The organism is Arthrobacter zhaoguopingii (assembly GCF_009828595.1).
In the GTDB taxonomy this organism is placed as follows: domain Bacteria; phylum Actinomycetota; class Actinomycetes; order Actinomycetales; family Micrococcaceae; genus Arthrobacter_D; species Arthrobacter_D zhaoguopingii.
Genome location: NZ_WPNY01000006.1, coordinates 102,111 through 127,258, shown reverse-complemented (window position 1 = coordinate 127,258; position 25,148 = coordinate 102,111). Strand labels below are relative to the sequence as shown.

Sequence of the window (25,148 nt, the reverse complement as noted above, 5' to 3'; positions counted from 1 at the left end):
GGTGCCTGCCTCTTCCCGTGTGTCCCGCTCACAGGACCAGCACCAAAAAGCCCAGCAGGGTGATGCCCAGGGTCACTGCGGTGAACAGGCCCAGGTCCCGTCCCGACAGGGACTTCCGCGAAGGATCGTCCTGTTCGTGGGCCGAGATTTCCGTGAGCCGCCGGCGCAGCTCGGCGGCCGTGGTGGTGTCAGCTGAATCCATTTCCTCGCGCTCCAATAATCGAATGTCGTTCGGTTTGGATCAATAGTTGTGCCTATCATGGAGGCTGTCAATGGAATTTGTTTCAAATTTTCAGGCGCACCGCCGGGGCCGGCGGACGCCCGGGGAGGAGGAGCCGTGCCGGCAATGGCAGTGCTCCAGGCCGCGGGGGCGGTCAACGCCGTCGAGGAGAACCTGCGCCGTCTTGAGGGCTACGCCGCGCGCGCCGCGGAGCAGGGTGCCGAACTCCTGGTGACCCCCGAGCTCTTCGCGACCGGCTACGCCCCGGCGCTCGTCGTCGGTTCGGACGGCCAGGGTATCCGGGCCGAACTGGCGGGCATCGCCCGCCGCCACCGCATTGCGCTCGTCGGCTCGACCGTCGAGGCTGCGGGGGATCGGCACCACATCACTGCCTCGCTCTTCGACGAGCAGGGGGCGGAGCTCACCCGGTACCGTAAATCGCACCTGTTCGGGCCCGAGGAAAAGTCGGTCTTCACGCCGGGAAACGACCTCCCGGACCTGGTGCCCCTGCTGGGTCTCTCGGTGGCCCTGGGCATCTGCTACGACATCGAATTCCCGGAGTTCGCGCGCAGCGCGGCACGGCGCGGCGCAGACCTGCTGTGCATCCCCACTGCCGTCCCGACCACGGGGGACGTGGGCGGGCGTCCGCCGGAACTGACCTACAACGCGGAACGGATCTCCACCCTCCTGGTGCCGGCCCGTGCCCTCGAAAACGGCGTCTACATCGCCTACACCAACCACACGGGCCCCGACTTCACGGGCTTCAGCGGCATCGCGAGCCCGTACGGCACCTTCCTCGGACTCGCCGGCGGCGGGGAGGAACTGCTCGTCGCCGAGGTCGACAAGTCGGAGGTGGACCGGGCACGCGGCCTGAACACCTACCTCACCTGCATGCGCCCGGCGCTGTACGGCTGATCCGCCCGGCCTCGCCTCACAGACCCAGTACGGACATCGGACAGCGAAACATCGGAAGCGTGGGAACGACGGCGGGCGGCCACCATTCGGTGACCGCCCGCCGTCGTTTCGTCCTGCTGCGGACGCCTTTGAGGTCTACTCGGCGAGGGCCTTGATGACTTCCTTCGCAACGTCCTCGCTTGACTGCGGGTTCTGGCCCGTGATCAGGTTGCCGTCCCGCACCACGACGCTGCTCCACGCGGCCGAGGTCTCAAGTACCGCGCCCCGCTCGCGCAGCACGTCCTCAACGAACCACGGGGTGTTCTCGCCGGTGCCGCCGGCGAGCTCCTCCTCGTTGGTGAACACGGTCATACGCCGTCCGGCGAAGGCGAAGCCGCCGTCCTCGTTCACGGCGCTGAGCAGGCCGGCCGGGCCGTGGCAGAAGGGTGCGATGACCTTGCCCGCGTTGTTGGTCTCCACGAGGATCCGGCCGAAGTCCTTGTTCTCCGCGAGGTCGGCCATGGGGCCGTGGCCGCCGGGCATCACGATGCCGTCGAAGTCGGACGCGCTGACATGCGCCAGGGTTCGGGGAGAGGAAAGTTCGTTGTCGATGTCCGCAAGGTAGGAGCGGAAGTCATCGGCCTTGGCGGCGCCGCCGATCTGCTCCGGGTCGAGGCTCGCCGCATCGATCGTCGGCTTGACCCCGCCGGGGGAGGCGAGCTGCACCGAGTGCCCGGCCTCACGGAGGGTGCGGTGCGCGACGACGAGCTCCTCGGCCCAGACGCCGGTTGGATGTGAGCTGCCGTCTTTCATGGTGAGGGCGTCTGCGGACGATACGACCATCAGGATTCGGGCCATGAGTTGTGCTCCTTCACGGGCGCGCCCGGCGGGCACGCCGATCGGTTGATTTCTTTCCTTGGAGTCAGCCTACCCGGGCCGGTTTTTATGCCCGGTTCAGCTCGGAGCGTTACCGGGCGGATTCGAGTTGCGCGTAGGTTGCGTCATCGAGCGAAATGCCGAGGGCGCCCATGTTGTCCTCGAGGTGGTCGATGGAGCCCGTGCCCGGGATCGGCATCATCACCGGCGAGCGGCGCAGCAGCCAGGCCAGGGCGACCTGGGAGGCGCTGGCGTTCAGCCGCCGGGCGGCCTCGTCCACCGGGCCGCCCGGGAGGGCGAGCTCGCCGGCGGAAATCGGCGCCCAGGGGATGAAGCCGATCCCGTTTTCCGTGGCGTAGTCCAGGACGTCCTCCGAGGTTCGGTCGGTGAGGTTGTACCGGTTCTGCACGGTGGACACGGTGAAGTACTTCTCCGCCTCCTTCAGCTGGTCCACCGTGACCTCGGACAGGCCGAGGGCCTTCACCTTGCCTTCCTGCTGGAGGTCACGGAGGGTGGCGAACTGCTCCCCGGCGTCGACCTTCGAATCGATCCGGTGCAGCTGGAGCAGGTCGAGGGATTCGACGCGGAGTTTGCGGAGGCTGAGTTCGGTCTGCTGGCGCAGGTATTCGGGGCGGCCGAGGGCGACCCACCGGTCGGGGCCGGGCCGGGTGAAGCCGACCTTCGTGGCGATGCGCACGCCCTCCGGGTAGGGGTAGAGGGCCTCAGCCAGAATTTCCTCGCTGACATCGGGCCCGTAGGAGTCCGCGGTGTCGATGAAGTCCACCCCGAGCTCGACGGCACGCCGCACGACGTCGATGGCTGTGCCGCGGTGCGCCGGCTCACCCCAGATGCCCGGCCCGGTGATGCGCATGGCGCCGAAACCCAGCCGATGGACCGTACCGAGGTCCTTGAGGTCGATGGTCGGGGACAGATTCGTTGCCGCGTTTGAAGTGTCAGTCATACTGCCGCAACGGCCGGGCCGCGCCGGTTGTTCCGCCGGGGGAGACGGGCGTCACCGAGGAGCCTACGGCCTCAGGTCCAGCACCGGCATGCCCTCGCGGAGCTCCTTGAGTCTTTGCGCATGGCGCTGCAGCGCCTCGTCCTCGCCGGTGGCGGGCGTATACGCCGGCACCGGGACGGCGCGCCCGTCCTCGTCCAGGGCCACGAAGACGCTCAGGCACTGTGCGGCAAGATGCATCACCTGGTCCTTCGGGTCGGCGGCGCGGACGCGCAGCCCGATGTGCATGCTCGAGGTTCCGGTCATCAGCAGCCTCGCCTCGATCTCCAGGAGGTGGCCCACCGGGATGGGGCGGTGGAAGTGGATGCCACCTGCGTAGACCGCGGCCGTGTTCTGCCCGCACCATCCCGTGGCGCAGGCGAAGGCCGTCTCGTCGATCCAGGCCATCACCGTGCCTCCGTGGGTCTTGCCGCTCCAGTTCGCGTCGGTCGGCGCTGTGAGGAACCGGAAGGTCATCTGCGGCCCGGACCCGGCGGCGGTGTAGGTGGTGCGGGCCACCTCCTTCTTGATCTCCGACCGGATCGGGATGCGTTCCGCAGCCGCCGCATGGAAGGCGCGTTCCTCGTCGGTCGAGGGGATCCACTCGGGAACGCGCCGCGGGGCGCCGTCGTCGTCGACGGCAACGAACACCAGGAGGCACTCGGTGGCCTCCTCATACCGGCCGGAGCGGGGGTTCGCGGAGAGGACGCTGACCAGGATGTGCATGCTGGTGCTGCCGGTGTAGATCAGCTTGGCGTGGGCCTCGATGAGGCTGCCGGCGGGGATCGGCCGGGTGAACCGGACGTCCCCGACATAGGCGGTGACGCAGTAGCCGCCGCTCCAGCCGACGGCGCAGGCAAACCCGGCCTTGTCGATCCATTCGAGCACCCGGCCCGCCTGCACTGTGCTGCCGCCGACGGCGACGTCGGTCGGGGCAGCGAGGAAGCGCAGGACCATGGTGCCGCGGGAGCTCATCGGTTCATCCACTGCGACCGCTCACCCCTCGCCGACGGCCGAGAGGGCACGGGCAACGGCGGCGATCGACTGCTCGACGTCGTCCTCGTCGGTGGACCAGTTGCTCACGGAAATCCGGAGCACCGCCCGGTCGTGCCAGCGGGATCCGGACATCCAGGCCGTTCCCGCGGCGAGCAGGTTTTCGGTGACCCGCCGGGTGCGTTCGTCGTCCCCGAAGCTCACGCAGACCTGGGTGAAGGCAACCTCGTTGAGGATCTCTGCCCCGGGCAGCCGGGCGATTCCGTCGGCCAGGGCGCGGGCGTGCCGGGCGAGCCGCTCGACGAGGTCGACGGTGCCGGAGCGGCCGAGGGAGCGCAGGGCGGCCCAGACCGGGACGCCGCGGGCCCGCCGGGACAGCTCGGGAACCTTCTCGAGCGGGTCCCCCGGGCCCGAAGCGTCGGCGATGAGGTAGCTCGTGTGCACCCCGAACACCCCGCGCATCACCTCGGGCCGGGCGACGAACGCCACCCCGCAGTCGTAGGGGACGTTGAGCGTCTTATGGGCATCGGTGGCCCAGGAATCGGCCGCTTCGACACCGGCCAGCAGCCCCCGGTAGTGCGGGCTTGCCGCGGCCCACAGGCCGAAGGCGCCATCGACGTGCACCCAGGCACCCCTCGCATGGGCGACGGCGACCGCCTCGGTCATCGGATCGGACGCTCCGGAGTGAAGGTTGCCCGCCTGAAGGCAGACAAGGGCGGGGCCAACGCCAGCGTCGAGAGCCGCAGCAAGGGCGTCGGGCCGAAGGCGGCCCTGAGCATCCGCCTCGACGACGGTAGGGGCGCCGAGCCCGAGGTAGCGCAGGGCGAGGTCGACGACGTCGTGCCGTTCGGCTCCGACGAAGACCCGGACGCGGGGACCTCCGGCGAGGCCCTCCCGGTCCAGGTCCCAGCCGGCCCTGTCGAGGACGACCTGGCGTCCGGCGGCGAGGCCGACGAAGTTCGCCATGGTGGCCCCGGTGGTGAATCCGACACCGCTTTCGGGCGGGAGCCCGAGCAGTTCCAGCAGCCATCCCCCGGCGGCTTCCTCGGCAGCAGCAACGGCAGGGGTGGCGAAGCGCAGCCCGGCGTTCTGGTCCCACGCGCTCACCAGCCAGTCGGCGCCAAGCGCGGCCGGAAGGGTGCCGCCGATGACCCAGCCGAAGAACCGGCCGGACTGCATGGCCATCAACCCGGGCTCGGCGAGCAGGGCAAGCTCATCGATGACCCGTGCGGGATCGGTCGGTTGATCGGGCAGGGGAGCGGCGAACTGCGCGGCGAGTTCGTCCGCCGTGCGTCCGGGCGGCAGGGCGCGCGTGGGGACGGACGCGAGCCACTTCTCAGCGTGTACCCTCGCCCGCTCCAACGCGTCGCCGAAGGCGTCCGGCCGGGCTGACATGCCGCCACCTTAGCAGGGACGGCCGCCCGTGCCGAGGCCTCGACCGTGCCGGACTTTCCGGGGGCTTACCGGCGGCTCAGCTAAGTTCCCCGACCCGCTGCTGCGCCTGCTCCAGCTCTTCCTGTGCGGCCTCGGCAGCACGTTCGGCCGCATCCTTCGCGCGGCCGGCCTCGGCGGCTTCGGCGTCCAACCCGTCCAGCTCGCGCTGCAGCACCCCCAGCCGCTCCTGGAGGTCCTCGATGGAGGCCGCGAGCCCCTCGCGCTTCACCGCGATCCGGTGTGCGCGCTTCTGCAGCGTCTCCGCCGCCACGGCCGCCCGCTGGGCGGCGGCTTCGGCCTCCGAAAGGTCGGCCCGGGCCTGCGCCAGCCGGGCCGTGCGTTGCGGATCATCGGCCGGCCGGCCCTCATCCCGGGCATCTCCGCCGGCTTCGAACGAATCCTCAAACGGCCCCGCGACCGCGCCGGTCAGGTCCACCGGCTCCCATCCCGAAACCTCAAGCGGGCGGACGAGCCGGCCCGTGAGGACGGCCGCCGCCGCGCCGGGGTCGGTCATCGCCGCCCGAAGAGTCCCCTCCACCTCCGGCAGGGCCGAGGCACCGGCCGGGTGGCCGATCCCGGCCGCGAGGTCGAGGCTCTGTCGTGCGATGCCGGCCAGGAGCCGCTGCCGCTGCTGCCCCAGCGCGTGGAGACGGGCCCGGTCGGTGGTCTCCTGGGCCTCGCGCAGCGATTGGCCCAGGGCCAGCACCTGCTCGATCTCCCCACGCTGCCGGTTCACCAGGAGATTCACCAGCCACGCCGCCGTCGAGGCCTTCCGAAGCTTCCGGATGGCGCCGCCCAGGTCCTTGTCCCCGGCCGTTGCGGTATCCTTCGCCTTATCATCCCTGGCACGGGTGAACTCATCAAGGGGCAGCGCGTACAGCTCGGCTGCCGCTGAGGCCAGATCCATATGTCCTGCCTCTCGAAGGAAGTCGGAGATGCCAACACTGGCAAAGACAACACGGTGGGGCAAGCGTGCCGCCGTGCCGGCCGGCCCCGGAGGAGGCGCAGGTGATAACAGTTCTTCGCCGTCCTCAACCGACGCTACCGGAAACTCTGAAGTGCTCCTATGATGAGCGTGTTCCGCTGATTTTAAGCAGGACGAATGGGGGGCGGAATGGTCTTCCCGGCGCATCTCCGGTCCAGGAAAGCAGGGCTGAACACATGAACGAGGAAGACCTTCGACGCATCCGCATTGCCGCAGCCGACAAGGAGGCCGCGGCCTTTGAGCTTGACCACGCCTCACTGACTCTTGAGGAGGCAGTCGTCGAGGCGCTGCGCCACGGCGAACATCCGGCCCTCATCGCCGAGGCGGCCGACCTGCCGGAGCCTGAGGTGGTCGGGCTGTCGGGCGCGCCGGCGGGCGTCAAGGAATTCCAGCCCGAGTGAAGCAGCCGTTCTCCTCCGGTTCCGAGGGGGGAATGAAGGTTACGTTGGCATTTGTTAGAAAAGCTACCTATATGCTTTCCTAATGGCTTCGATGAACGCCGAGAGTCGAGTCCGTTCCCCGTCATCCACCTCACACAGACAGAGCCGAATACATGCCCAATAAGAGCAGACTCACCCCGGAGGAGCCCTTCCCCGAAGACCTTACGGAGCTCAGGGACGAGTCGGTCGAGGTCCTGCACAGCAAGATCCACCGCGAGATCGATGCTGAGTACGACGAGCTGGGGGAGCTTGTTCCGGAGACCGAGTTCCGCCTCGAGGAGCTGACCGAGGAACTGGACCGCAGGGACGAGGACGCCGAGCTGGACTCCCGGCCCGTCGCCGAGGTGACCGTCCTCAAGACCGCAGACGGGGACGAGGAAGAGGCCAACGCCTGATTCCCCGGCCCACCCGGGCCACAGGCGGCGGCTCAGGCAGAGCCGCGAAGCACCAGGGACGTGCCCAGACGTGTGACCCGTTCGACCGGGCGGTCCTCGATCAGGGCCACGAGCTTCTCCGCCATCCGCACCCCCAACTCCGTCACCGGATGGGCCACCGTCGTCAGGGCCGGGGTGAGCGCCGCCGCGAACTCGTCGTCGTCGAACCCGACGACCGCCACATCCCCGGGAATCCGCAGCGAGTGCGACGCGAGGACCGGATACGCCCCGGCGGCCATCTGGGCGCTCGCCACAAACAGTCCATCGATCGGGGTGCCGCGGGCCAGGAGCCGGCGCATCGCCGCCGCCCCCGAGGCGGGGGTGAAATCCCCGAACTCGACTTTCGAGGAATCCAGGCCTGCGCCGGCCAGCACCCTGCGCCAGCCGGCGAGCCGGTCGATTCCGGCGGGCATGTCCTGCGGGCCGGCGATGGTGGCGATGTTCCGCCGCCCCTGCGCCAGAAGGAGGTCCGTGGCGGCGGCCGCGCCGGACTCGTTCTCCACCTCGACGTAGTGGCTCCCGGCCTCTCCGACCAGAGGGCGGCCGGCGAAGACGATCGGCAGGGCCCCGCTCACCTGAGCCCAGGAGTTGTCCCCGCTGTGATGGGACACCACGAGGGCTCCGTCCACATTCCCGCCCAGCAGGTAGCGACGGGTCTTCTCGGGTGAGGACTCCGAGGACAGGATCATGGTGAGGGTGTACTCGGTTTCCGCAAGGTAGCCGGCGATGCCCTCGATGACCGAGGCGAAGAACGGGTCGGTAAAGACCTTCGAGGTCGATTCCGGGAGCACGAGCGTCACCGCCTGGGTCCGCCGGCTGGCCAGCGAGCGTGCGGCACGGTTCGGCACGTAGTTCAGTGCCGCGACGGCATCACGGACCGCCTGTGCGCGCTGCGGATCCACCGACGGGGAATCGTTGACCACCCGGGAGACGGTGGCGCGCGAGACCCCGGCCAGCGCCGCCACCATTTCGAGTGTCGGCGCCGGCCGGGTTGGGCCCGGATCGCGGTGTGTCACAGGGCGGGAGCCTACCCGGCCGACCGGCCCTGCGCCTCGGCTCCCGCGCCGGCCGGATCGGAGCCCGAATGTGCGGCGGCGATCACCCGGCCGTAGGCGTGGCCGCTGTCCTTGACGGTGCGGGCCAGCGTGTCGTAGTCAACGCGCACGATGCCGAACCGTTTGCCGTAGCCCCACGACCATTCGAAGTTGTCGAGCAGGGACCACACAAAGTACCCCCGGACGTCGGCGCCCTCGTCGATGGCCCGTCCCACGGCGTCGATATGGTTCAGGATGAACCGGGTGCGCTCCGCGTCGCGGACTGCGCCGTCGGCGCTGACCTCGTCGTCGTAGGCGGCACCGTTCTCCGTGATGTACAGCGGGGGAAGGTTTTCGTACTCCCTGCCCAGGCGCACCAGCAGGTGCCGCAGTCCGTCGGGGTTGACCTCCCAGTCCATGGCCGTGCGCGGCAGGCCGCGGCTGGGGAAGGTGATCCATTCTGCGCCGATCCAGGGCGACGCCGCGGGCCGCTCCGCGCCGCCTGAATGGCCGTCGCTGCCCGAGAGGTCGGGATGCCCGCTGATGAGGTCGTCGTGATAGTGGTTCACCCCGAGGAAGTCCAGCGGCGCCCCGATCGCCTCAAGGTCGCCCGGCTGGATGAGCTCTGCCAGCCCGAACGGTTCGAGGTCCCGGAGGGAGTCCTCGGGGTAGGCGCCGCGGAGGATCGGATCGATGAAGATCCGGTTCTGCAGGGAATCGAAAAGGCGGGCCGCTTCGAGATCGACCGGGTCGGACGGGTCCTTCGGGATCGAATTGCTGAGGTTGAGGGTGATGCCAAGGTGCGCGGCGCCGCGGTTGCGCAGCTCCGCCACGGCCAGGCCGTGTGCCAGGTGCTGGTGGTGGACGGCGGCAATGGCGGCGCGCGGCTCCTGGCGGCCCGGGGCGTGCACCCCGGAGCCGTAGCCGAGCAGTGAGGAGCAGAACGGCTCGTTGAAGGTCGTCCAGTGCTTCACGCGGTCGCCGAGGGCCTCGTAGACGTCGGTGGCGTACTCAACGAAACGGTAGGCGGTGTCGCGGTTGGCCCACCCGCCTTTTTCCTCAAGCGCCTGCGGCAGATCCCAGTGGTAGAGGGTCAGCCATGGCAGGATGCCGGCGTCGAGCAGTTCATCGACGAGCCGGGAGTAGAAGTCGAGCCCCTCGCGGTTCACGGCGCGGTCCCCGGGGCGCACGCGGGCCCAACTGGTGGAGAACCGGTAGGAGTCGAGTCCGAGTTCCTTCATCAGGCGGACATCCTCGGGCATGCGGTGGTAGTGGTCCACGGCGGTCTCGAGGTTTTCCCCCTTCGCAACAGCGCCGGGGATGCGCGCGAAGGCATCCCAGACCGAGTCCTCTTTGCCGCCTTCATGGCCGGCCCCCTCCACCTGGGCGGCGGCGGTGGCCGAACCCCAGAGGAAACCCTGCGGCCAGTTCGTGCGGAGGTGTTCCTGCTGAGACATGGGCCCTTACCTGCTCCTTGAATAGGTTGCGCAAAACGCGGTGCTGACGGCGGCCGGGAGGGCAACGCTACGGTGGCGCTGCCGCCCCTGCGGGCCGGGCTGGCCACCTAGACGAGCGGGGGCGGGTCCAGCAGGCCGCAGAGAGCGCTCTCACGGGGTGGGTCGAGTCTAGGAAGGCCGGGGCGGAGGTGTCAAAGGAAGTGGGGGTAGATCGGGCGATTTGTCCAGCGCCGGCGCAAACCCAATCCCGTAGGCCCGCCGGCCGCGACCGGGTTTAATGGCAGGACCTGCCCGCGGTATCCAGGAGGAGAAGATGAGCGCTGTGTGTCCATCGTGCGGATCGAGTCTGCAGGAGCTTCCGGAGAGCCAGTGGCCGGCGTCCGGCCCTGTCCCGGAGGGGGCGATCGCCGTTTATCAGTGCGAAGGCAACCACCGGGTCATCGTCGCCGACCCGGCGGTCCAGGCCTAACGTCCCTGGGAGTGGGCCTGGCGGTCGCGGATGATCCTGTCGATCTCATCGCGCAGGGCAACCGCCTCCTCCATGGTGAGTTCGAGTTCGGCGGACTGCTCCACCCAGCCGATCTTCAGCACCTCGTCGCCCCCGGTGCCCGAAAGCCCCACCGCGAGGGCCCGTCCGCCCACCCGGCTGACATCGCCGATCACCATTTCCCCGCCGTCGTCCTCCGCGATTGCCATGCTGTCAGCTCCTTGTACGAGTGTCCGCCGCCGCCCCCGGGGCCTCGGACAGGGGCTGAGGTCATCATCCTACCCAGAGGGGATCCGCGGAATGAAGGGTCCTGAAAATTATGGCCGGGAATACAACGCAGGCTTAGCATTGAGGCGTGACCGGTGGGTATTCCATCTGCGGGCACAGCCAACCAGGGAGTACGCCATGGGCTTGAGCAACCGACTTATCAACGCTGCGGGACGATTCGCCGGCCGCGGCACCACGGGGACGACGGGCACCGGCAGGACCCGCGGCACGGGCGGAGTGGGGCGTGGCATGGGCGGCGCAGGGCGCGGCATGGGGCGCAACACCGGCCGGGGCGGTATGAGCAGCGGTTCGCGCGGCGGGCTCGGTGGAATGATCCGGGGGATCCTGAACCGGCGGTAGCCGCAGGCCCGCCTGCTGCCGGTCCGGGTCAGGTCGCAGTGGGCGCGCCAGGCGCGCCGGGCCCGTCCCGGGGCCGCAGCAGGCATGATGGGCTCCCGCGGAGTAGGTTGGTGCGATGCAGACACCTGACCTCCCGCACGCCCCGGAATTCGATCCCGATTCATCCGAACCCCAGTCGGAGGAGCTGCTCGCCGCAGCGATCACGAGGATCGAAGGCGAGATCGCCGAGCTCCAGTTCGACCGGTTCACCGCTGCCGATGCGCTCGCGCTCGGATTCCGGCTTGTGGAGCTGGGAACCGGGAGGAACCTTCCCATCGCCATCCACATCGGCCGCGGCGACCAGACGGTCTTCCACGTCGCCCTGGACGGCGCCACCTACGACAACGACCTGTGGGCCGCTGCCAAGAGCCGCACGGCGCTGCGGTATGCGGAGCCGTCCCTGCTCGTTGGCCTGCGGGCGCGCCGGGGCGGAGGAAGGCCGGAGGACAATCCGATGCTCGATCCGGCGCTCTATGCCGCCCATGGCGGAGCGTTTCCGCTGTATGTGCGCGGTGTGGGGCCGGTGGCGGTAGTGACGGTGTCCGGGCTGCCGCAGGTCGCCGACCACGACCTGGTGGTCGAGGCACTGCGGTCCTGGCAAGGTGAAGCGAGTTGAGCGAAGCGGGTTGAGAGAAGCGGGTTAGCCGAGGCGGCCTGCGGGCATGTGGCCGTGCCCGGGCGCGGAGTGAACCACGCGCCGGGCACGGTCAGTGGCGGGAACGGATACGTTCCGTCGCCTCATCGCTTCCCCCACGGAGCGGTGAGTCGTGCGCCACAACGAAGCCTAAGCATAGTCAGCATTAAAAACAAACCATTCGACCGGTTTCACTCCTCAGGCGTTCCGCGGACGAGTCCCACGAGCCGCCGGGCCTCCTGCTGATGTTCCTCGGTGAGGATGCCGGGGAGGAGAAACGCCCACATATCCTCGATGCGCTCCAGCAGGTCCCGGCGCCCGGCGAGGATGTCGGAGACCATCTGGATGCCTGCGACCGAGGCCACCAGGAGCCGCGCGAAGGACCCCGGGTCAACCCCCGCATGCAGCCAGCCCTCATCCTGTGCGGCGCGGGTCATTGACTCCAGGGCCTCGGTCCAGTGCCGGTAGGGCTCCGCCACGTCCTGTCCGAAAGCTGATGCCTCGAAGGTCAGGCGGATTCCGGCACGCACGATCGGCTCATCGAGGGTATCCTGCGCGAAGCCCCGAATGATGAGGATCATCGACTCGAGCGGCGGGTGGCCCCCAGTAAGGATGGCGGCGGAACGTTCCACCCCGCGGGCATGCTGGGCCGCAATGACCGCCCGCGCCAGTTCGTCCTTGGAACGGAAGTGGAAGTACAGCGCGCCCTTGGTCACCGAAGCCTCCTCCGCGACACGCGCGAGTGAGGCCGTCCCATAGCCCTCTTTTTCAAAGACCGCAGCGGCCCCGGCGAGGATCGACTCACGGGTCGCCCGTGCCCGCTGCTGGATCATGCCGGCTCCCCGGGACCGGGCGGGGTGCCCGGTGGGCGCACCCGCTGCACCAGGTGTCCTCCGGACAGTTCGACGTTGGATCCCACGTTGCGCCCTTCCTTCAGGCCGGATGGTGATGCGCTCCCACCATGTTTCTTGGACGGCTTTTGTCGCCCGTTCCGGCAAAAGCACCAGATATACGCCGGGTTAGATAGGGGCTAGCATGCCATTAACATCCGGCCTAAGGCGCAGCGCAACGCTGTGCTGACCGCGCGGGCACGACGGCGGGTTGCCGATGCTTTCGGGTGTGACAGGTAGAGGGGGACTACGTCATGCATCTGCGCCATGGGCCGCGTTTCGGCGGCGGCGAACTGCCTGAGGAGCTGTTCATCAAGGCGATGGCTGCGACCTCGGAAATTTCTTTGATCACCGATGCTTCGGAGAACATCCAGCACGTCTCGGAGTCCTTCACAGCCATCACCGGCTACACGGCGGATGAGGTGCTGGGGCGGAACTGCCGGATGCTTCAGGGGCCGGGCACCGACGTCGACACCCGGGCCGCCATCCGGCTTGCGCTCGACGCCGGTGAGCCCTTCCGGGGTGAAATCCTCAACTACCGCAAGGACGGGTCGGCGTTCTGGAACATGCTCAGCATCACTCCGCTGACCTCCGAGATGGGGGAGCTCACCCACTTCGTGAGCGTCCAGCGCGACATCAACACCCGGATGGCGCTCCATGAACAGCTCCGCTTCCAGGCGCTTCACGATCCCGTCACCGGACTGCCGAACCGCCTGGCGATGAACAACCACCTTGCTGACATTCTGGCAGGCGGGCCCCGGTCCGAGGTCACTGCGGCCGTGGGCATGATCGACCTCGACGACTTCCGCGTGGTGAACAACACCTTCGGGCACGAAGCGGGGGATCTGCTGCTCAAGGAATGGGCGGCGCGGATCCAGGCGCAGCTGCGCGATGAGGATTTCCTCGGCCGGATGGGCGGGGACGAGTTCGTCCTGATCCTCAGCGGTATCAGCCGCGGCGCTCCGGAGGCCGGCCTCACCCGGGTCCTCGAGCGGCTTTCCTCCGCCGTCGAGGTGCCCTTCAGTATCGACGGGCGCAGGGTGACGATCGGCATGAGCATGGGACTCGCCCTGTTCCCGGAGGACGGCTTTGACACAGCTTCCCTGCTCAAGAGCGCCGATGAGGCCCTTTACGAGGTGAAGACCCGCAAACACGGACGGCGCCGATGGTGGGAGCTTGCCGCAGAGATCCCCCCGGCATCCGCCGGTGCCGGTGCTGCGGGGGCCGCCTCCGCCGTCGCCGCCGACGGGGAGGGTCCCGCCGGCACGGTCGAAGAGGAGGCCCGGTGGGCCCGGGAACGCCGGCGTGATGCCCTCTACGGTGGAGGGCTGTCCATCTGCCTTCAGCCCGTCATAGACCTGCGGGACGGCTCGGTGCACCTGTTCGAGGCCCTGGCCCGCCTGACGCTTCCCAACGGGACGGTGCTGCAGCCCGCCGGATTCGTCAAGGAGCTGAGCACCTTTGACCTGGACTACGTCTTCTCCACCGTCCTGGAGCAGTCCCTCGCCCAGCTGGCTGAGTGGGACCGGCAGGGGCTGAACTACAGCGTGTCGGTCAACCTGCCGCCCACCATCCTTCTCGATCCGGCCTCACCCGCCCTGATCAGCAGCGCCCTGACCCGCCACGGGATCGCGCCCCACCGGCTCGGCCTCGAACTGCTCGAATCACAGACCCTGGAATGGGACATCCAGCGGGAGGCCCTCAGCCAACTGGTCCGGCTGGGAGTCGGCCTCGCCATGGACGACCTCGGAGCGGGATACAGCAGCCTCAAGCGCCTGTCGTCGCTGCCGTTCAACGCCATCAAGCTCGACCGCGATCTGCTCGCGGACATCCGAACCAAGCCGCCCGAGACGCTCAGCCTGATCGCGACCCTCATCCAGATGGGCAGGGACTTCGGTATGAACGTCGTGATCGAAGGAATCGAGGACGAGGGGATGGCCGAGGCGGTGGCGGTCCTCGGCGCGCCACTGGGCCAGGGCTTCCACTTCAGCCGCCCGCTGGCACCCCAGAACGCCGCGGCGTGGGTCGACCAGTTCCGCCTGCCGGCGCCCAACGGTTCGCTCCGCACATGCCTTGGGGCGCTGGCCTACCATTGGCAGTTCGCCCGGCTGGGTTCGCCCCACCCCCGCGCCCTCGCCGAATGCCCCCTGAGCCGATTCCTCGCCACCTACGGCACCGGCGCCGATGTGGGCCGGTGGCACAATCAGCAGCACGATCCACGGGCGGCGCACGCCGGTGCCGGACGGCTCCTCGTGGACTGGCTGGTGCGCCAGATCCGCACGACCGCCGAGCCGGCCGGGCCACGGCTGGAGTTGCTGGCCTAAGTTTCCCAGTGCGCGGAGGCCCGAGCGACGGCATATTCCAAAGCCCGGGCGCCCCAGTGTCGAAGCCCCGAATACCCGAGACCCGAATACCCGAACGCCTGAGCACGTGCGCCTCTGGCCACACGGGGCCGGTGCGGGCCGGCGCCCCACCGCCGCGCAGGCGGCGGGGCGCCGAAAGGTCAGGGCCGCTCGCCGTCCGCGGATCCGCCCGACGCCGGCGGTGCCACGGCGGCGCCGTTCGCGGAGGCCCGCTGGCCCGACCCCGCGCCCTTCAGGATGTCGCCCAGCAGGGTGATGACATCGAGGCCCGTGGTGTCCTTGATCAGCTGGGTGGTCTGCTGCACCCCGGTCGAGACGTCCCGGCTGAGCTGGCCGGCGCCGTCGTTGGACACAACGGTCATCGTCTTGATCGCCGCAAGCGGAGCGGCGACCTCCCGGGCCATGGCGGGCAGGACCTCCAGGACCTTGCTCAGCACGGCCGCCTCATTGAACTTCTCGTATGCTTCGGCCTGCGCCGCGATGCCGGCAGCCTCTGCCTTGCCGCGCGCCTCGGTGGATTCCGCCTCAGCCTCGCCGCGTGAACGGATCACCGCCGCCTCGGCGCGGCCGCGCGCCTCCTGGACGGCCGCTTCGGCGGTTCCCCGTGCCGTGTTCGCTGCGGCGTCGGCCTCCGCCGCGACCCGGTCGCCTTCGGCGTTGAGCTTGCGCTTCGCCAGTTCCACTCGTGCCTCGATCTCGGTCGCCTCCGAGGCCCGCCGCCGCTCCTCAAGCCGGGCATCGGCCTGCTGGATCAACCGGTACTTCTCGGCGTCCGCGGGCTTGCGGACCTCGGTGTCGAGTTCGCGCTCGCGCAGTTCCGCTCGCCGCTGGGCCACCTGCTGCTCGCGGATGATCACCTGCTCGTTCTGTTCCGCCACGGCCAGGGGTCCGGCGGCGTCGGCCCGGGCCTGGCGGGCGTCGGCGACCTCCTTCAGTTCCGCACGCTTGATGATGAGCTGCTGGTGGGCCAGGGCTACCTGCTCGTCGGAGATTGCGCGGGCCTGCTCCGATTCCTGAACCGACCGGGCCTCGGCAATCTTGGCGTTTTTCTCGGCCAGCGCGGCTTCCGGACGGCCAAGGTTTTTCAAATATCCCGAATCGTCGTCCACCGACTGAATCTGGAAAGTGTCGATTTCGAGACCCTGATTGTGCATTGAGTGTTCGGCTTCTTCCTTCACGCTCTTTGCGAAGGTGGCCCGGTCTTTAATAATCGATTCCACCGTTAGGGTTCCCACAATAGAGCGGAGTGACCCGGAAAGAGTTTCCTGGGTGTAGTGGTCAATGGCCTCCTGCTGGTTGAGGAACCGTTGGGCCGCCTTGCGGACGGCGTCGGCGTCGCCGCCCACCTTGACCTGCGCCACCCCGGTGAGGTGCAGTTTGATCCCATTCTGCGAGATTCCCTCGATCTTGAGCGAGACCTGGCGGGAAGCCAGAGAGATGGGGTAGGCGCGCTGCGAGAACGGGTTGATGAAGATCCGCCCGAAGACCACCCGCTGGCTGTCGGGATCGGGCTGGCCCTTGCTGTCTTTCGAAGAAATGATCAGGGCCTGGTCAGGGCTTGCAATATGGAGCGCCATTCGGGCAAGAATGACGCCGACGACGGCCAGGACAAGCACAACCGCGACGATGAGGATAATTGGAATAAGAGTGGGATCCATGGTGGCCCTTTCCGCGGGCACTGAGCAACGAGCCGCGGAAAAAGGTCCCGCGTTCCACCACTGATCTTAGGGAGAAAAAGTTTTTTTGCATCCCCCCATCTGCCGAATTCTTCAGCCGACTCTGCTAATGCAGAGGCAGCCGTGCATATTCTTCGATACTGCGCTCCGCAAGCCAGTCCACGAGCCGGGCCCCGGGCTCCGGGGCGTCCTCGGCCGGACCGTGCTGGAGGCCGTGCCAGTTCAGTGCCGGCGAGCCGGGTTCGGCGTGCGCGTTCAGGAACGCCGTGAGCGGGCACCGGTCCTGCGGGCCGGGATGGGGGGAGCGCAGCCGGGTGAACTGCCAGGTGTACGCGAGGGCGCCGAGGAAGGTGTCCAGTCCGCCGTCAGCTCCGGGCGGGGCAAAGACCTCAACCCAGGCGGGGACGTCCTCCGGTTCCAGGGGAGGGGCCAGGAAGTATCCCTGTCCGTAGGGCGGGGCGAGGATGCGTGCAGCCTCGGTCAGCGCGGCGTCCTCAAGGCCTTCGATGATGACTTCCCAGTCGAGGTCGCGCCCCATCTGGATGAGCATCGCGAGGATCGTCAGCGTCCGCACGGGCCGTGTCCTCAGCTGGGCCGTCAGCGCGCCATCGATCTTCACCGCGCTGAAGGGCAGCACGGACAACCGCTGGAGGCTGCTGTAGCCCGACCCGAGGTCGTCCATGGCGAGGCGGACCCCCAGGGTCCGGAGGTTCGACAGCGCCGCGACCTGAACCGGCGAGGTGATCGCACCCGTTTCGAGAAGTTCAAGGACAAGCCGGTCCGGTGCGATGCCGTGCCGCTCGAGGGCAGAGGCAACCCACCCGGCGCACTCCGGGTCGAGCAGGGTGGAGGGGCTGAGGTTCACGCTGACCCGGAACGATCGCCCCGAGCGGTCCCAGCGGGCAAGGTGGGAAAGGGCCTGCTCGAGCCCGTCCCGGAAGAGTTGGTCGACTTCGTGCGCGGCCAGCGCCGGCAGGAAGTCAGCCGGTCCCATCGGGGGGTGGCCGTCGATGCTGACCCGCGCCAGCGCCTCCAGGAGGTCCACCTTTCCCGTGCGGAGATCCACAACGGGCTGCAGGACCAGCGACAGTGTCCCTCCAGGGCCCTGCGGGCCGGGGGCCGGATCTCCGGTCTGCCGCGCTGGGCTGCCTGAACCCGGCACAATTGCGGAGGGGCCGGTGGTTGGCCCGGGGGCCGGGTGCGGATTCCCGGGTCCGGCGAGGCTCCACCACTGCCGGCCGGGGTCCCCGTGGAGCATTCGATCGGAGAGGGCGGCCTCCGCCCGCCGCCGGGTGTCGCCAAATTCGTCGCGGCCGGCGCGGTGCAGCGCCAGCCCCATGCTCATTCCGACGTGGATTGAGTTCCCCCCGCCAAGCGGCACAAGAGCTTCCACGGCACGGTGGAGTCTGGCGGCGACGGATCCGATCTGCCGCTGCGCCTCGGCGTCGTCGATGCCGGCGATCAGGAGAATGAATTCGTCTCCGCCGATCCGGGCGAGGAAATCGGTGGTGCGCAGGTTCGACTTCAACCGGCGTGCCATCTCGCGCAGGAGGGCGTCGCTGGCGTCGCGGCCGAACGTGTCGTTGACGTGGCGGAAATTATCGAAACTGATCACCCCAAGGGCCACGTCCGTGGCCGCAGGTGCGGTGCCCAGCCGCTGTTCGAGGCCGCTGCGGTTGGGCAGCCCGGTGAGGGGGTCGTGAAGGGCGAGGAAGCGCAGTTCCTCCTGCAGTGCCACCTGGGCGGTGATGTCACGCTGGATGCTGACGAAGTGGGTGATCCTGCCGTCGTCATCGCGCAGCGGCGAAATGGTGAGGGCGTTCCAGAACGGTGAACCGTTCTTGCGGTAGTTGAGGACATTGCCCCGAAAGGTCTCCCCCCGCTGAAGGCGGCTGCGCATGGCGGCAAGCGTTACGCGGTCCGAACCGGGGCCCTGGAGGATCCGGCAGTTCTTCCCGAGAAGTTCCTCGGAGGTGTAGCCCGTGATGGCCGTGAAGGCGGCGTTGGAGTACAGGATGTCCTGGGCAGCGTCAGTGATCAGGGAGCCCTCGGAGACCGCGTTCAGGGCGTGGCCGAGCAGTGAGTCCGGCAGGCCCGGCGAGCCCGGTCCGCCGTCGCCGTCCCCACCAGGGCGCGGCGGTTCCTGCCGGACCGGGCCGTCGGCTGGAGGAGTTGTATCGAGTGCCTCCGCCGCGCGGCCGGCGCTCAGCCGCACCTCCAGGTCGGTCAGCGCCTGGTGGTGGGAATCGAGGATCCAGCCCCAGGAGTCGGTTGGCGCGCCGGCGGCGAGGCCCGCCAGTCCTGTGGCGGGTCCGAGCCCCCACTCCTGGGCGACGGCGGCCATCTCGACATCCCGTGCCAGACGGATGAGCCCGAGTTCCTTGCGCAGGTCGGACTCGGCCCGCGGTGCTTCCGCCGGGCCCTGGGCGGAGTCCCGGGGCGGTGCCAACGCCTGACCGGTCGCCGCAAGGAGTTCCTCAAGGACCCGCCGCTCCTGCCACAGGGTGACGGTCAGTTCAGTGATGCCCACGGCACACCGACCCCCGCAGCCGGTGCCGCACGCCGATGCGCCCGGACATCAGGAGGGAAACCTTCGCGGCGGCCTGGAGCATGGTTGCATGGTGAACCTTCGCTGATCGCTGTGCATCGGTGCAGCGCGAGCCGGGCCCACAACCGCCCCTCAGGTGAGCCGGACGGCAGCCACCTGCGCCGACTATAGCAGGGCGGGCGCGCGGGACATGGAAGGTGCGGCGCACGCGTGGAGGGCCTCTCGACGGGCGCCGTGCCTGGCTTCGAGACCGGGTTCCGAGACCGGGTTTCGGGAGCGGGCTCCTGCACCGCTGGGCGCTCGTCCGGCCCGGGAGTTCCAGGCCGGCGATTTCCAGGCCTGCGCGCGTGGATGAAAGACTTGGCCCACCACCCTACCCACCAGGAGCGCCCGTGCGATCACTTCGGCTTGGTCCGGACTTCCTTTCCCGCACCTCGTCCGTCTGGATCTTCTTCGCGCTGATCCACGCGGGGTTCCTCGCCCGGCTGATGCCCTTCATCCTGTCCGGGGGAGTGCTCAGCGACATCAACATCTACCGCGGCTGGGCCTACCAGGCCCTGAGCGACGGGGTCTGGCAGGGCATCGACACTGCCTGGGTCTATCCCACCGCAGCCATTGTGCCCATTGTCGCCGCCACGGTCCTTGGCCCGGAGCTGTACCAGCTGACGTGGTTCGGCATCTTTGCAGCCCTGAACGCGGCCGGCACCGCCGCCCTGCTCCGCCGTGGCACGCCGCGCGGCCCCCGGGCGGTGTACTGGTGGCTCGCTGCCACGGCACTGCTCGGCCCGGTCGCGGTGGGACGACTCGACGGGCTGACCGCCCCTGTGGTGATCATCGGAATCCTGCTCCTTGCTGCGCGGCCGGTCCTTGCCTCCCTCCTGCTCAGCGCCGCAACCTGGGTGAAGGTCTGGCCCGCCGCCGTCGTACTGGCCGCCGTGATCACCTGCCGCGGCCGTCTCCGGATCGCGCTGGCGGGGGCCGGCCTGTCAGCGGGCATTGCCGTCGTCGTCGCCGTCTTCGGTGACCTCCGCAACCTCACCGGGTTTCTCGGCGCCCAGGGCGCACGCGGGATGCAGCTCGAGGCGCCGCTGTCGACGCCCGGCGTCTGGCAGGCGATCACGGGGACCTCGGGGGCGTACTTCTACGAGGACAAGATCATCAACACCATGGAGGTTCGAGGTGCGCTGAGCGGGCAGGTCTCCGCGTTGATGGGCCCGCTGCTGGCCCTGGCGGTGCTCGGAACCGCCGCGCTGGTCGCCGTCGGGCTCCGCCGGGGAGCGCGCCCGGGCCCGCTGCTGGCCACCGCCTCGCTCGCCCTGGTGACCACGCTCGTCGTGTTCAATAAGGTCGGCTCACCCCAGTTCATGCTCTGGATCGCCGCGGTGATCGCCGCAGGGCTGGTGCTCGACACCGCAGGGGACTGGCGGCTCCCGGCGGCGGCAATGCTCCTGACCGCGGCGCTCACAACGCTCGTCTACCCGATTTTCTACGACGAGCTGCGGTACGGGCTGAACCCGGCGGTCGCCGTCCTGCTGACGCTGCGCAACCTCCTCGTGGTGGGGATCTTCGCGTGGTCGCTGCGCAGGCTCTGGCGGATGAGCCGGAGGACGGCGGGGGCGCCGGCCCGGGCAGGCCTGCCAGGATCCGCCTAGGCATCCGTGCGCAGGGCCCGGCGCCGCACCTCAGCCGTGCCCGGGTTCGCCCGTGACGCGGTGGTCGGCATGGTTCAGGCCCTCCCGGACCAGCCGCGCCAGATGGCCGTCCGTGATGCTGTAGATCACCCGGCGGCTCTCGCGGTGGGTGCTGACGAGCCCGGCAAGACGCAGCTTCGCCAGGTGCTGGCTGACCGAGGTGCGGCTCACAGCAGTGCGTGCCACGAGTGTTCCGACGTCGGACGGTCCATGGGTGAGCAGCCACAGGAGGTGAAGCCGGGTCGGATCCGCGAGCATTCGAAACGTGGCCGCCCCGGATTCCAGACGCTCCGGGTCCGGCGGCCCGGGATGGTGAAGGCTGGGCCCCTTACCGCCCATCCCGGGTCCCTTCGGCCGCCGAGCCCGCAATTGGCGGCGCAGGCCGGGCAACGCGCGGCCACAGCAGGACCGCACCCACGGTTCCCGCAGCGGCCAGCGCCGCCAGGACCAGCGCCGCGGCCGGCTGGCCCGCGGCGGCGCCGATCCAGCCTGCGGCCGGATAGGTGATGATGAAGCACGCATGCGACAGCGAAAACTGGGCCGTGAACAGAGAGTTCCGGGTGCGGTCCGTGGCGGCCCGGCGCAGCAGCCGACCCGAGGGGGTGCTGATCATCGAGGTTCCGGCGCCGAGCAGTCCCCACAGGCCGAGGTAGAGCAGCCAGGAGTGATCTGTGAGGGGGACCGGGAGCTGCTCCGTCCAGGTCAGCAGCGCTGCGGCGGCAAGCCCCGGCGGCAGGAGGATGCCGCCGGTGAGCATGAGGGAACGGTCGGAGGTCCGGTCAAGGAGCCGCGGGGCGGCAAGGGCCACGATCATCGAGCCCGCGCCGTAGCAGGCGAGGGCGAGCGCGACGTCGGTATTGGAGCGGTCGAACACCTCCCGGACGTGCACCACGGTATTGACGAGCACGTAGGCCGTGCCTGCGGCGACGGCAAGGTCAAGGGCCAGCAGCCCGCGCAGCGGGGCCACGCGCAGGAAGATCCGCGTTCCGAGGGTGGTCCGGTGCAGCAGCGACCCGGCTGGGTCCGCCGGTGGAATCCGCGGCAGCCGGGTGGCTGCGACCAGGGCGGCCGAGAGCAGGAAACCGGCGGCCGTCCCGAGAAACAGGTTCGAGTAGGAAACGATGAGCAGCAGGGCGGCCGCCAGCAGCGGGCTGAGCAGCGACTCCAGATCGTAGGCGAGGCGGGAGAGCGACAGTGCTCGGGTGTAGTCCCGCTCGCGCGGCAGGATGACGGGGATCACGGCCTGGAACGCCGGGGTGAAGGTGGCCGAGGCCGACTGCAGGAGAAAGACCAGCAGGTAGATCTGCCAGATCGAGTCGACCCACGGCAGGGCCAGGGCGATGGCGGCGCGCACGAGGTCCGCGCCGATCAGCACCGCCCGGCGGGGCAGGTGCCCCACCAGTGCGGACATGAAGGGCGCGGCGAAGACGTAGGCGACCATCTTCAGGGTGAAGGCCGTGCCGAGGACGGCGCCGGCCTGCCCGCCGGCGAGGTCGAAGGCAAGCAGGCCGAGCGCCACCGTCAGGAGGCCGGTGCCCGCCAGGGCCACAACCTGGGCGGTGAGCAGCTTCCGGTAGGCCGGAACCCGCAGGACGGTGAGCATGGGTTCCTTCGGGGCGGAGGAAACGGGGACCTTCAGGATAGGTGCGCGTTCACGCACATATCAAGATCCCGCCGGGCGCTTCAGGGGTGGCGGACGCCTTCGCCTGCCAGTACCGCGCGGTACCCCTCCCGGTAGGTGGGGTAGGTGAAGGAGAACCCGGTCGAACGCAGCAGGGCACTTGAGCAGCGCTTGTCGCCGCCGCGGGTGGTGCTGGCCGGTCCCGCAGGGGGAGCCGGCAGCCGCAGTTCGGCCGCGAGGAAACGCAGGACGTCGGCGAGATCCGAGGGTTCCTCATCGGTGCCCAGGTACACCGGGGCCGGGGTCCCCACCGCGGTGGTGAGGTGCACGATGGCCGCGGCGGCGTCGTCCCTGTGGATGCGGTTGGTCCACTGGGGCTCGGCGGGCAGGACGGCCCGGCCGGAGGAGACCGAGTCGATCAGCCGGGTGCGGCCCGGCCCGTAGATGCCCGACAGCCGGAGCACCAGGGCGCCGGGGGAGTGCTCCAGCAGGAGCACCTCGGCCTCCCTCAGGATTTTCCCCGTGGGTGTTCCGGCCTCGGCCGGGGAGTCCTCGTCCACGAGTCCGCCGCCGAAGTCTCCATACACGGCGGTTGAGGAGACGAAAAGGATCCGCCGGGGGCTCACGCCGTCGCGCTCCAGGGCGTCGAGGAGGTTCGCCGTCGCGCTCACGTAGGCCGCCCGGTAGGCCGCCTCGGTGCGCTCGCCGGCGGCGGTGGCGATCACCGCGATCTCCGTGTCGGCCGGGACCTTCGGCAGGGTGCCGGTGAGGTCAACGGCCTGGCCCTCAATCTGCTCCGGAAGCCGACCGGGGGAGCGCCGCCAGCCAACCACCCGGTGCCCGGCCGCGGCGTAGCGCAGCCCGGCCTCCGTTCCAAGGTCTCCGCACCCGGCGATCAGCACTGTCATTCCTCGAGCCTATCCCCAGTCCTAGTCGCGGATCCGCACGGCGGTCTCGCGGAGGTACAGGTCAACGCGCGTGTACGCGTCGCGGGTCAGGGCCTTCCACAGCTCGACGCCGAGCCGCGGGTCCTCCTCCTCGATGCTGCTGATGGCGTCCGCCGTCAGGACCTTCAGCTGCACCTTGCCCAGCGCCTTCACGGTGGTCTCCTGGCGGTCCGAGCTGCCCAGTGCCAGCTCGCCGAACGTCATCCCGGCGCTGAGGGTCGTCAGCTTCACGCGCCCGCCGGTCGGGCCGGGCACGGAGGTCTCGATCCTGCCCGAGAGAATGAAGAAGACGCCGCCGAAGCGCTGGCCGACCCGCCGGATCACGTCGCGGTCGGCGTAGGTGCGGTCCTCCATCCGCCGGGCAAGGGCGTCGACGTCCTCCGCGCTCAGCGGGCTGAGCGCCGGGCAGTCGGCGACCTCGACCTCGGCCGGCAGGCACAGCTCGTCGCCGTAGCGGCCGATCAGCTCGTTCTCGCACCACTCGACGGCGGCGGTGCGGGTGTCGAAGGTCGGCACTTCCCGGTCCACGTCCTGAAAGGTTTCGGCGAGGTTGCCGTCGGCGTCGATCAGGACGAGTTCCCGGTCGGCCGCCACCAGGTTCTCGCGCACCTCGGCCAGCAGGCGCAGGGACACCCCGGCCACCTCGTCGACGCGGCGCAGATCCAGGATGACGAGGGCGACGTCCTCGCCCAGGCTGCTCAGTTCGCGGACCATCGATTCGGTGCCGGCGAACAGCAGGTCGCCGTTGAGCTCAATGACCCTGGCGCGGTGCCCGTGTTCGCGGAGGATGTCCATCGCTTCGTCGTTGCGGCGGATTCCGGAGGGGGCCCCGGTTATGTCGTAGGTCGACCGGATGGCCGAGCGGCCGGTGCGGGCGGCCCGGACGAAGTGAAGTTCCATGTCGTTGGAGAGCCGCTCGGCGGTGGCGACACCGCGGACGCTGCTGCCGTGGGCATCGAGCGGCGGGGAATACACGGCGAGGCCGACCTGGCCGGGCAGCACGGCGATCGTGCCGCCGCCGACGCCGCTCTTGGCCGGCATGCCGACGTTGCTGAGCCAGGAGCCGGCGTCGTCGTACATGCCCGAGGTGGCCATCACCGACAGGACCCGCTCCACCTCGCCGATGCCCAGAACCTCCTTGCCCGTCAGTGGATTGCGGCCGGCGTTGGCGAGCGTGGCGGCCATGACAGACAGGTCGAGACAGGTCACCTGGACCGAGCACTGGCGGAAGTAGTCGCTGATGACCGGCGCCGGATCGGACTCGAGGATGTTGAAGGACCGCAGCAGGTAGGCCAGCGCCCGGTTGCGGTGGCCGTGTTCGAGTTCGGATTCGAAAATCTCCTCGTCGACGCTCAGCTGCCGGCCGGCGAAGGCCGAGTAAGTATTGAGAATGCGCTTGAACCGGGCGTTGCCGCCGGCGGAGCGGACGAGAGAGGTCGCGGTGAGGGCGCCGGCGTTGATCATGGCGTTGGCGGGCCGACCGGTGCCGGGGGCCAGCGAGATCTCGTTGAAGGAATCTCCCGACGGTTCGACGTCGACCTTCGCGTCCACGGCCTCCAGGCCCAGGTCGGCCAGCGCCAGCCCGTAGGTGAAGGGCTTGGAGATCGACTGGATGGTGAATTCCTGCCGGGTGTCGCCGATCTCGTAGGTGTACCCGTCGACGGTGGTGAGGCAGATGCCGAAGTTGTCCGGGTCGACGTTCGCCATGGCCGGGATGGTGCTGTACGGCTTGCCGTCCTTCAGCTCCGCGATCTCCTGATGGATCTTCTTGAGGTAGCTCTCGATCGGCGATTCCATGACTTCAACCCTAGGGCACCCCGCCGGAAGGGCCGCCCGGCAGCCGTCCGCGCCCCTGCGCCCG

The 25,148-nt window shown here is 69.2% G+C and carries 23 protein-coding genes; 7 read left to right on the top strand and 16 right to left on the bottom strand.

Annotated elements, in window-relative coordinates:
* Window positions 1-28: 28 nt before the first annotated feature.
* The gene (locus GVV86_RS10015; RefSeq protein ID WP_159802695.1) at window positions 29-202 is read right to left on the bottom strand and encodes a hypothetical protein; all 174 of its coding nucleotides are present in this window, start codon (window positions 200-202) and stop codon (window positions 29-31) included.
* Window positions 203-346: 144 nt separating this feature from the next.
* Between GVV86_RS10015 and GVV86_RS10010 the strand changes: the two genes are divergently transcribed.
* Window positions 347-1,135: a nitrilase-related carbon-nitrogen hydrolase gene (locus GVV86_RS10010; protein WP_159802694.1), complete on the top strand. Its 789-nt coding sequence runs from the start codon at window positions 347-349 to the stop codon at window positions 1,133-1,135.
* A gap of 135 nt (window positions 1,136-1,270) precedes the next feature.
* Here the strand turns inward: GVV86_RS10010 and GVV86_RS10005 are convergent, their stop codons facing one another.
* The 5 genes from GVV86_RS10005 to GVV86_RS09985 all read right to left on the bottom strand — a co-directional run bounded on the left by GVV86_RS10005 (window position 1,271) and on the right by GVV86_RS09985 (window position 6,321).
* Window positions 1,271-1,972 (bottom strand): type 1 glutamine amidotransferase domain-containing protein, encoded by a 702-nt coding sequence (locus tag GVV86_RS10005; protein WP_159615475.1) that lies wholly within the window; start codon window positions 1,970-1,972, stop codon window positions 1,271-1,273.
* Between the two features lie 109 nt (window positions 1,973-2,081).
* A complete protein-coding gene (locus GVV86_RS10000) occupies window positions 2,082-2,951 on the bottom strand; it encodes an aldo/keto reductase (RefSeq protein ID WP_159802693.1) in 870 nt (289 codons plus the stop codon).
* Window positions 2,952-3,014: 63 nt separating this feature from the next.
* A complete protein-coding gene (locus GVV86_RS09995) occupies window positions 3,015-3,962 on the bottom strand; it encodes an acyl-CoA thioesterase (protein WP_159615479.1) in 948 nt (315 codons plus the stop codon).
* A gap of 21 nt (window positions 3,963-3,983) precedes the next feature.
* Window positions 3,984-5,375, bottom strand: coding sequence for a pyridoxal phosphate-dependent decarboxylase family protein (locus GVV86_RS09990; protein ID WP_159802692.1), 1,392 nt, complete (start codon window positions 5,373-5,375; stop codon window positions 3,984-3,986).
* 76 nt (window positions 5,376-5,451) lie between these two features.
* Window positions 5,452-6,321 (bottom strand): hypothetical protein, encoded by an 870-nt coding sequence (locus GVV86_RS09985; RefSeq protein WP_159615483.1) that lies wholly within the window; start codon window positions 6,319-6,321, stop codon window positions 5,452-5,454.
* Between the two features lie 254 nt (window positions 6,322-6,575).
* Here GVV86_RS09985 and GVV86_RS09980 point away from each other — a divergent pair, with 254 nt between their 5' ends.
* Entirely contained in the window at window positions 6,576-6,800 is a 225-nt protein-coding gene (locus tag GVV86_RS09980; protein ID WP_159615485.1) for a hypothetical protein, read from the top strand.
* Window positions 6,801-6,952: 152 nt separating this feature from the next.
* Window positions 6,953-7,234 (top strand): hypothetical protein, encoded by a 282-nt coding sequence (locus GVV86_RS09975; protein WP_201291421.1) that lies wholly within the window; start codon window positions 6,953-6,955, stop codon window positions 7,232-7,234.
* A gap of 32 nt (window positions 7,235-7,266) precedes the next feature.
* Here the strand turns inward: GVV86_RS09975 and GVV86_RS09970 are convergent, their stop codons facing one another.
* The 3 genes from GVV86_RS09970 to GVV86_RS09960 all read right to left on the bottom strand — a co-directional run bounded on the left by GVV86_RS09970 (window position 7,267) and on the right by GVV86_RS09960 (window position 10,460).
* The gene (locus tag GVV86_RS09970) at window positions 7,267-8,241 is read right to left on the bottom strand and encodes a LacI family DNA-binding transcriptional regulator (RefSeq protein WP_159616117.1); all 975 of its coding nucleotides are present in this window, start codon (window positions 8,239-8,241) and stop codon (window positions 7,267-7,269) included.
* Window positions 8,242-8,300: 59 nt separating this feature from the next.
* The gene (locus tag GVV86_RS09965; RefSeq protein WP_159802691.1) at window positions 8,301-9,764 is read right to left on the bottom strand and encodes a GH1 family beta-glucosidase; all 1,464 of its coding nucleotides are present in this window, start codon (window positions 9,762-9,764) and stop codon (window positions 8,301-8,303) included.
* A gap of 465 nt (window positions 9,765-10,229) precedes the next feature.
* Window positions 10,230-10,460: a hypothetical protein gene (locus GVV86_RS09960; RefSeq protein WP_159615489.1), complete on the bottom strand. Its 231-nt coding sequence runs from the start codon at window positions 10,458-10,460 to the stop codon at window positions 10,230-10,232.
* 202 nt (window positions 10,461-10,662) lie between these two features.
* Here GVV86_RS09960 and GVV86_RS09955 point away from each other — a divergent pair, with 202 nt between their 5' ends.
* A complete protein-coding gene (locus GVV86_RS09955; protein ID WP_159615491.1) occupies window positions 10,663-10,878 on the top strand; it encodes a hypothetical protein in 216 nt (71 codons plus the stop codon).
* Window positions 10,879-10,993: 115 nt separating this feature from the next.
* Entirely contained in the window at window positions 10,994-11,533 is a 540-nt protein-coding gene (locus GVV86_RS09950) for a heme-degrading domain-containing protein (RefSeq protein WP_159615493.1), read from the top strand.
* A gap of 209 nt (window positions 11,534-11,742) precedes the next feature.
* Here the strand turns inward: GVV86_RS09950 and GVV86_RS09945 are convergent, their stop codons facing one another.
* Window positions 11,743-12,384 carry a ScbR family autoregulator-binding transcription factor gene (locus GVV86_RS09945; RefSeq protein WP_159615495.1) on the bottom strand — a complete coding sequence of 214 codons (642 nt, stop codon included), beginning with the start codon at window positions 12,382-12,384 and terminating at the stop codon, window positions 11,743-11,745.
* A 311-nt stretch (window positions 12,385-12,695) separates the two neighbouring features.
* Between GVV86_RS09945 and GVV86_RS09940 the strand changes: the two genes are divergently transcribed.
* Entirely contained in the window at window positions 12,696-14,765 is a 2,070-nt protein-coding gene (locus tag GVV86_RS09940; protein WP_159802690.1) for a putative bifunctional diguanylate cyclase/phosphodiesterase, read from the top strand.
* Between the two features lie 179 nt (window positions 14,766-14,944).
* Here the strand turns inward: GVV86_RS09940 and GVV86_RS09935 are convergent, their stop codons facing one another.
* Entirely contained in the window at window positions 14,945-16,462 is a 1,518-nt protein-coding gene (locus GVV86_RS09935) for a flotillin family protein (protein WP_159802689.1), read from the bottom strand.
* Between the two features lie 124 nt (window positions 16,463-16,586).
* Window positions 16,587-19,010 (bottom strand): putative bifunctional diguanylate cyclase/phosphodiesterase, encoded by a 2,424-nt coding sequence (locus GVV86_RS09930; protein WP_159802688.1) that lies wholly within the window; start codon window positions 19,008-19,010, stop codon window positions 16,587-16,589.
* Between the two features lie 410 nt (window positions 19,011-19,420).
* Here GVV86_RS09930 and GVV86_RS09925 point away from each other — a divergent pair, with 410 nt between their 5' ends.
* A complete protein-coding gene (locus tag GVV86_RS09925; RefSeq protein WP_159802687.1) occupies window positions 19,421-20,680 on the top strand; it encodes a glycosyltransferase 87 family protein in 1,260 nt (419 codons plus the stop codon).
* Window positions 20,681-20,710: 30 nt separating this feature from the next.
* Here the strand turns inward: GVV86_RS09925 and GVV86_RS09920 are convergent, their stop codons facing one another.
* The 4 genes from GVV86_RS09920 to glsA all read right to left on the bottom strand — a co-directional run bounded on the left by GVV86_RS09920 (window position 20,711) and on the right by glsA (window position 25,084).
* Complete coding sequence (locus GVV86_RS09920; protein WP_159802686.1) at window positions 20,711-21,058, bottom strand: ArsR/SmtB family transcription factor; 348 nt, start codon at window positions 21,056-21,058, stop codon at window positions 20,711-20,713.
* Window positions 21,048-22,322 (bottom strand): MFS transporter, encoded by a 1,275-nt coding sequence (locus tag GVV86_RS09915; protein ID WP_159615509.1) that lies wholly within the window; start codon window positions 22,320-22,322, stop codon window positions 21,048-21,050. Before GVV86_RS09915 ends, GVV86_RS09920 begins: the two co-directional genes overlap by 11 nt.
* Window positions 22,323-22,402: 80 nt before the next feature.
* Window positions 22,403-23,248 carry an NAD-dependent epimerase/dehydratase family protein gene (locus GVV86_RS09910; protein ID WP_159802685.1) on the bottom strand — a complete coding sequence of 282 codons (846 nt, stop codon included), beginning with the start codon at window positions 23,246-23,248 and terminating at the stop codon, window positions 22,403-22,405.
* 21 nt (window positions 23,249-23,269) lie between these two features.
* Window positions 23,270-25,084, bottom strand: a complete 1,815-nt coding sequence (gene glsA / locus GVV86_RS09905) for a glutaminase A (RefSeq protein ID WP_159802684.1) — start codon at window positions 25,082-25,084, stop codon at window positions 23,270-23,272.
* Between the last annotated feature and the right edge of the window lie 64 nt (window positions 25,085-25,148).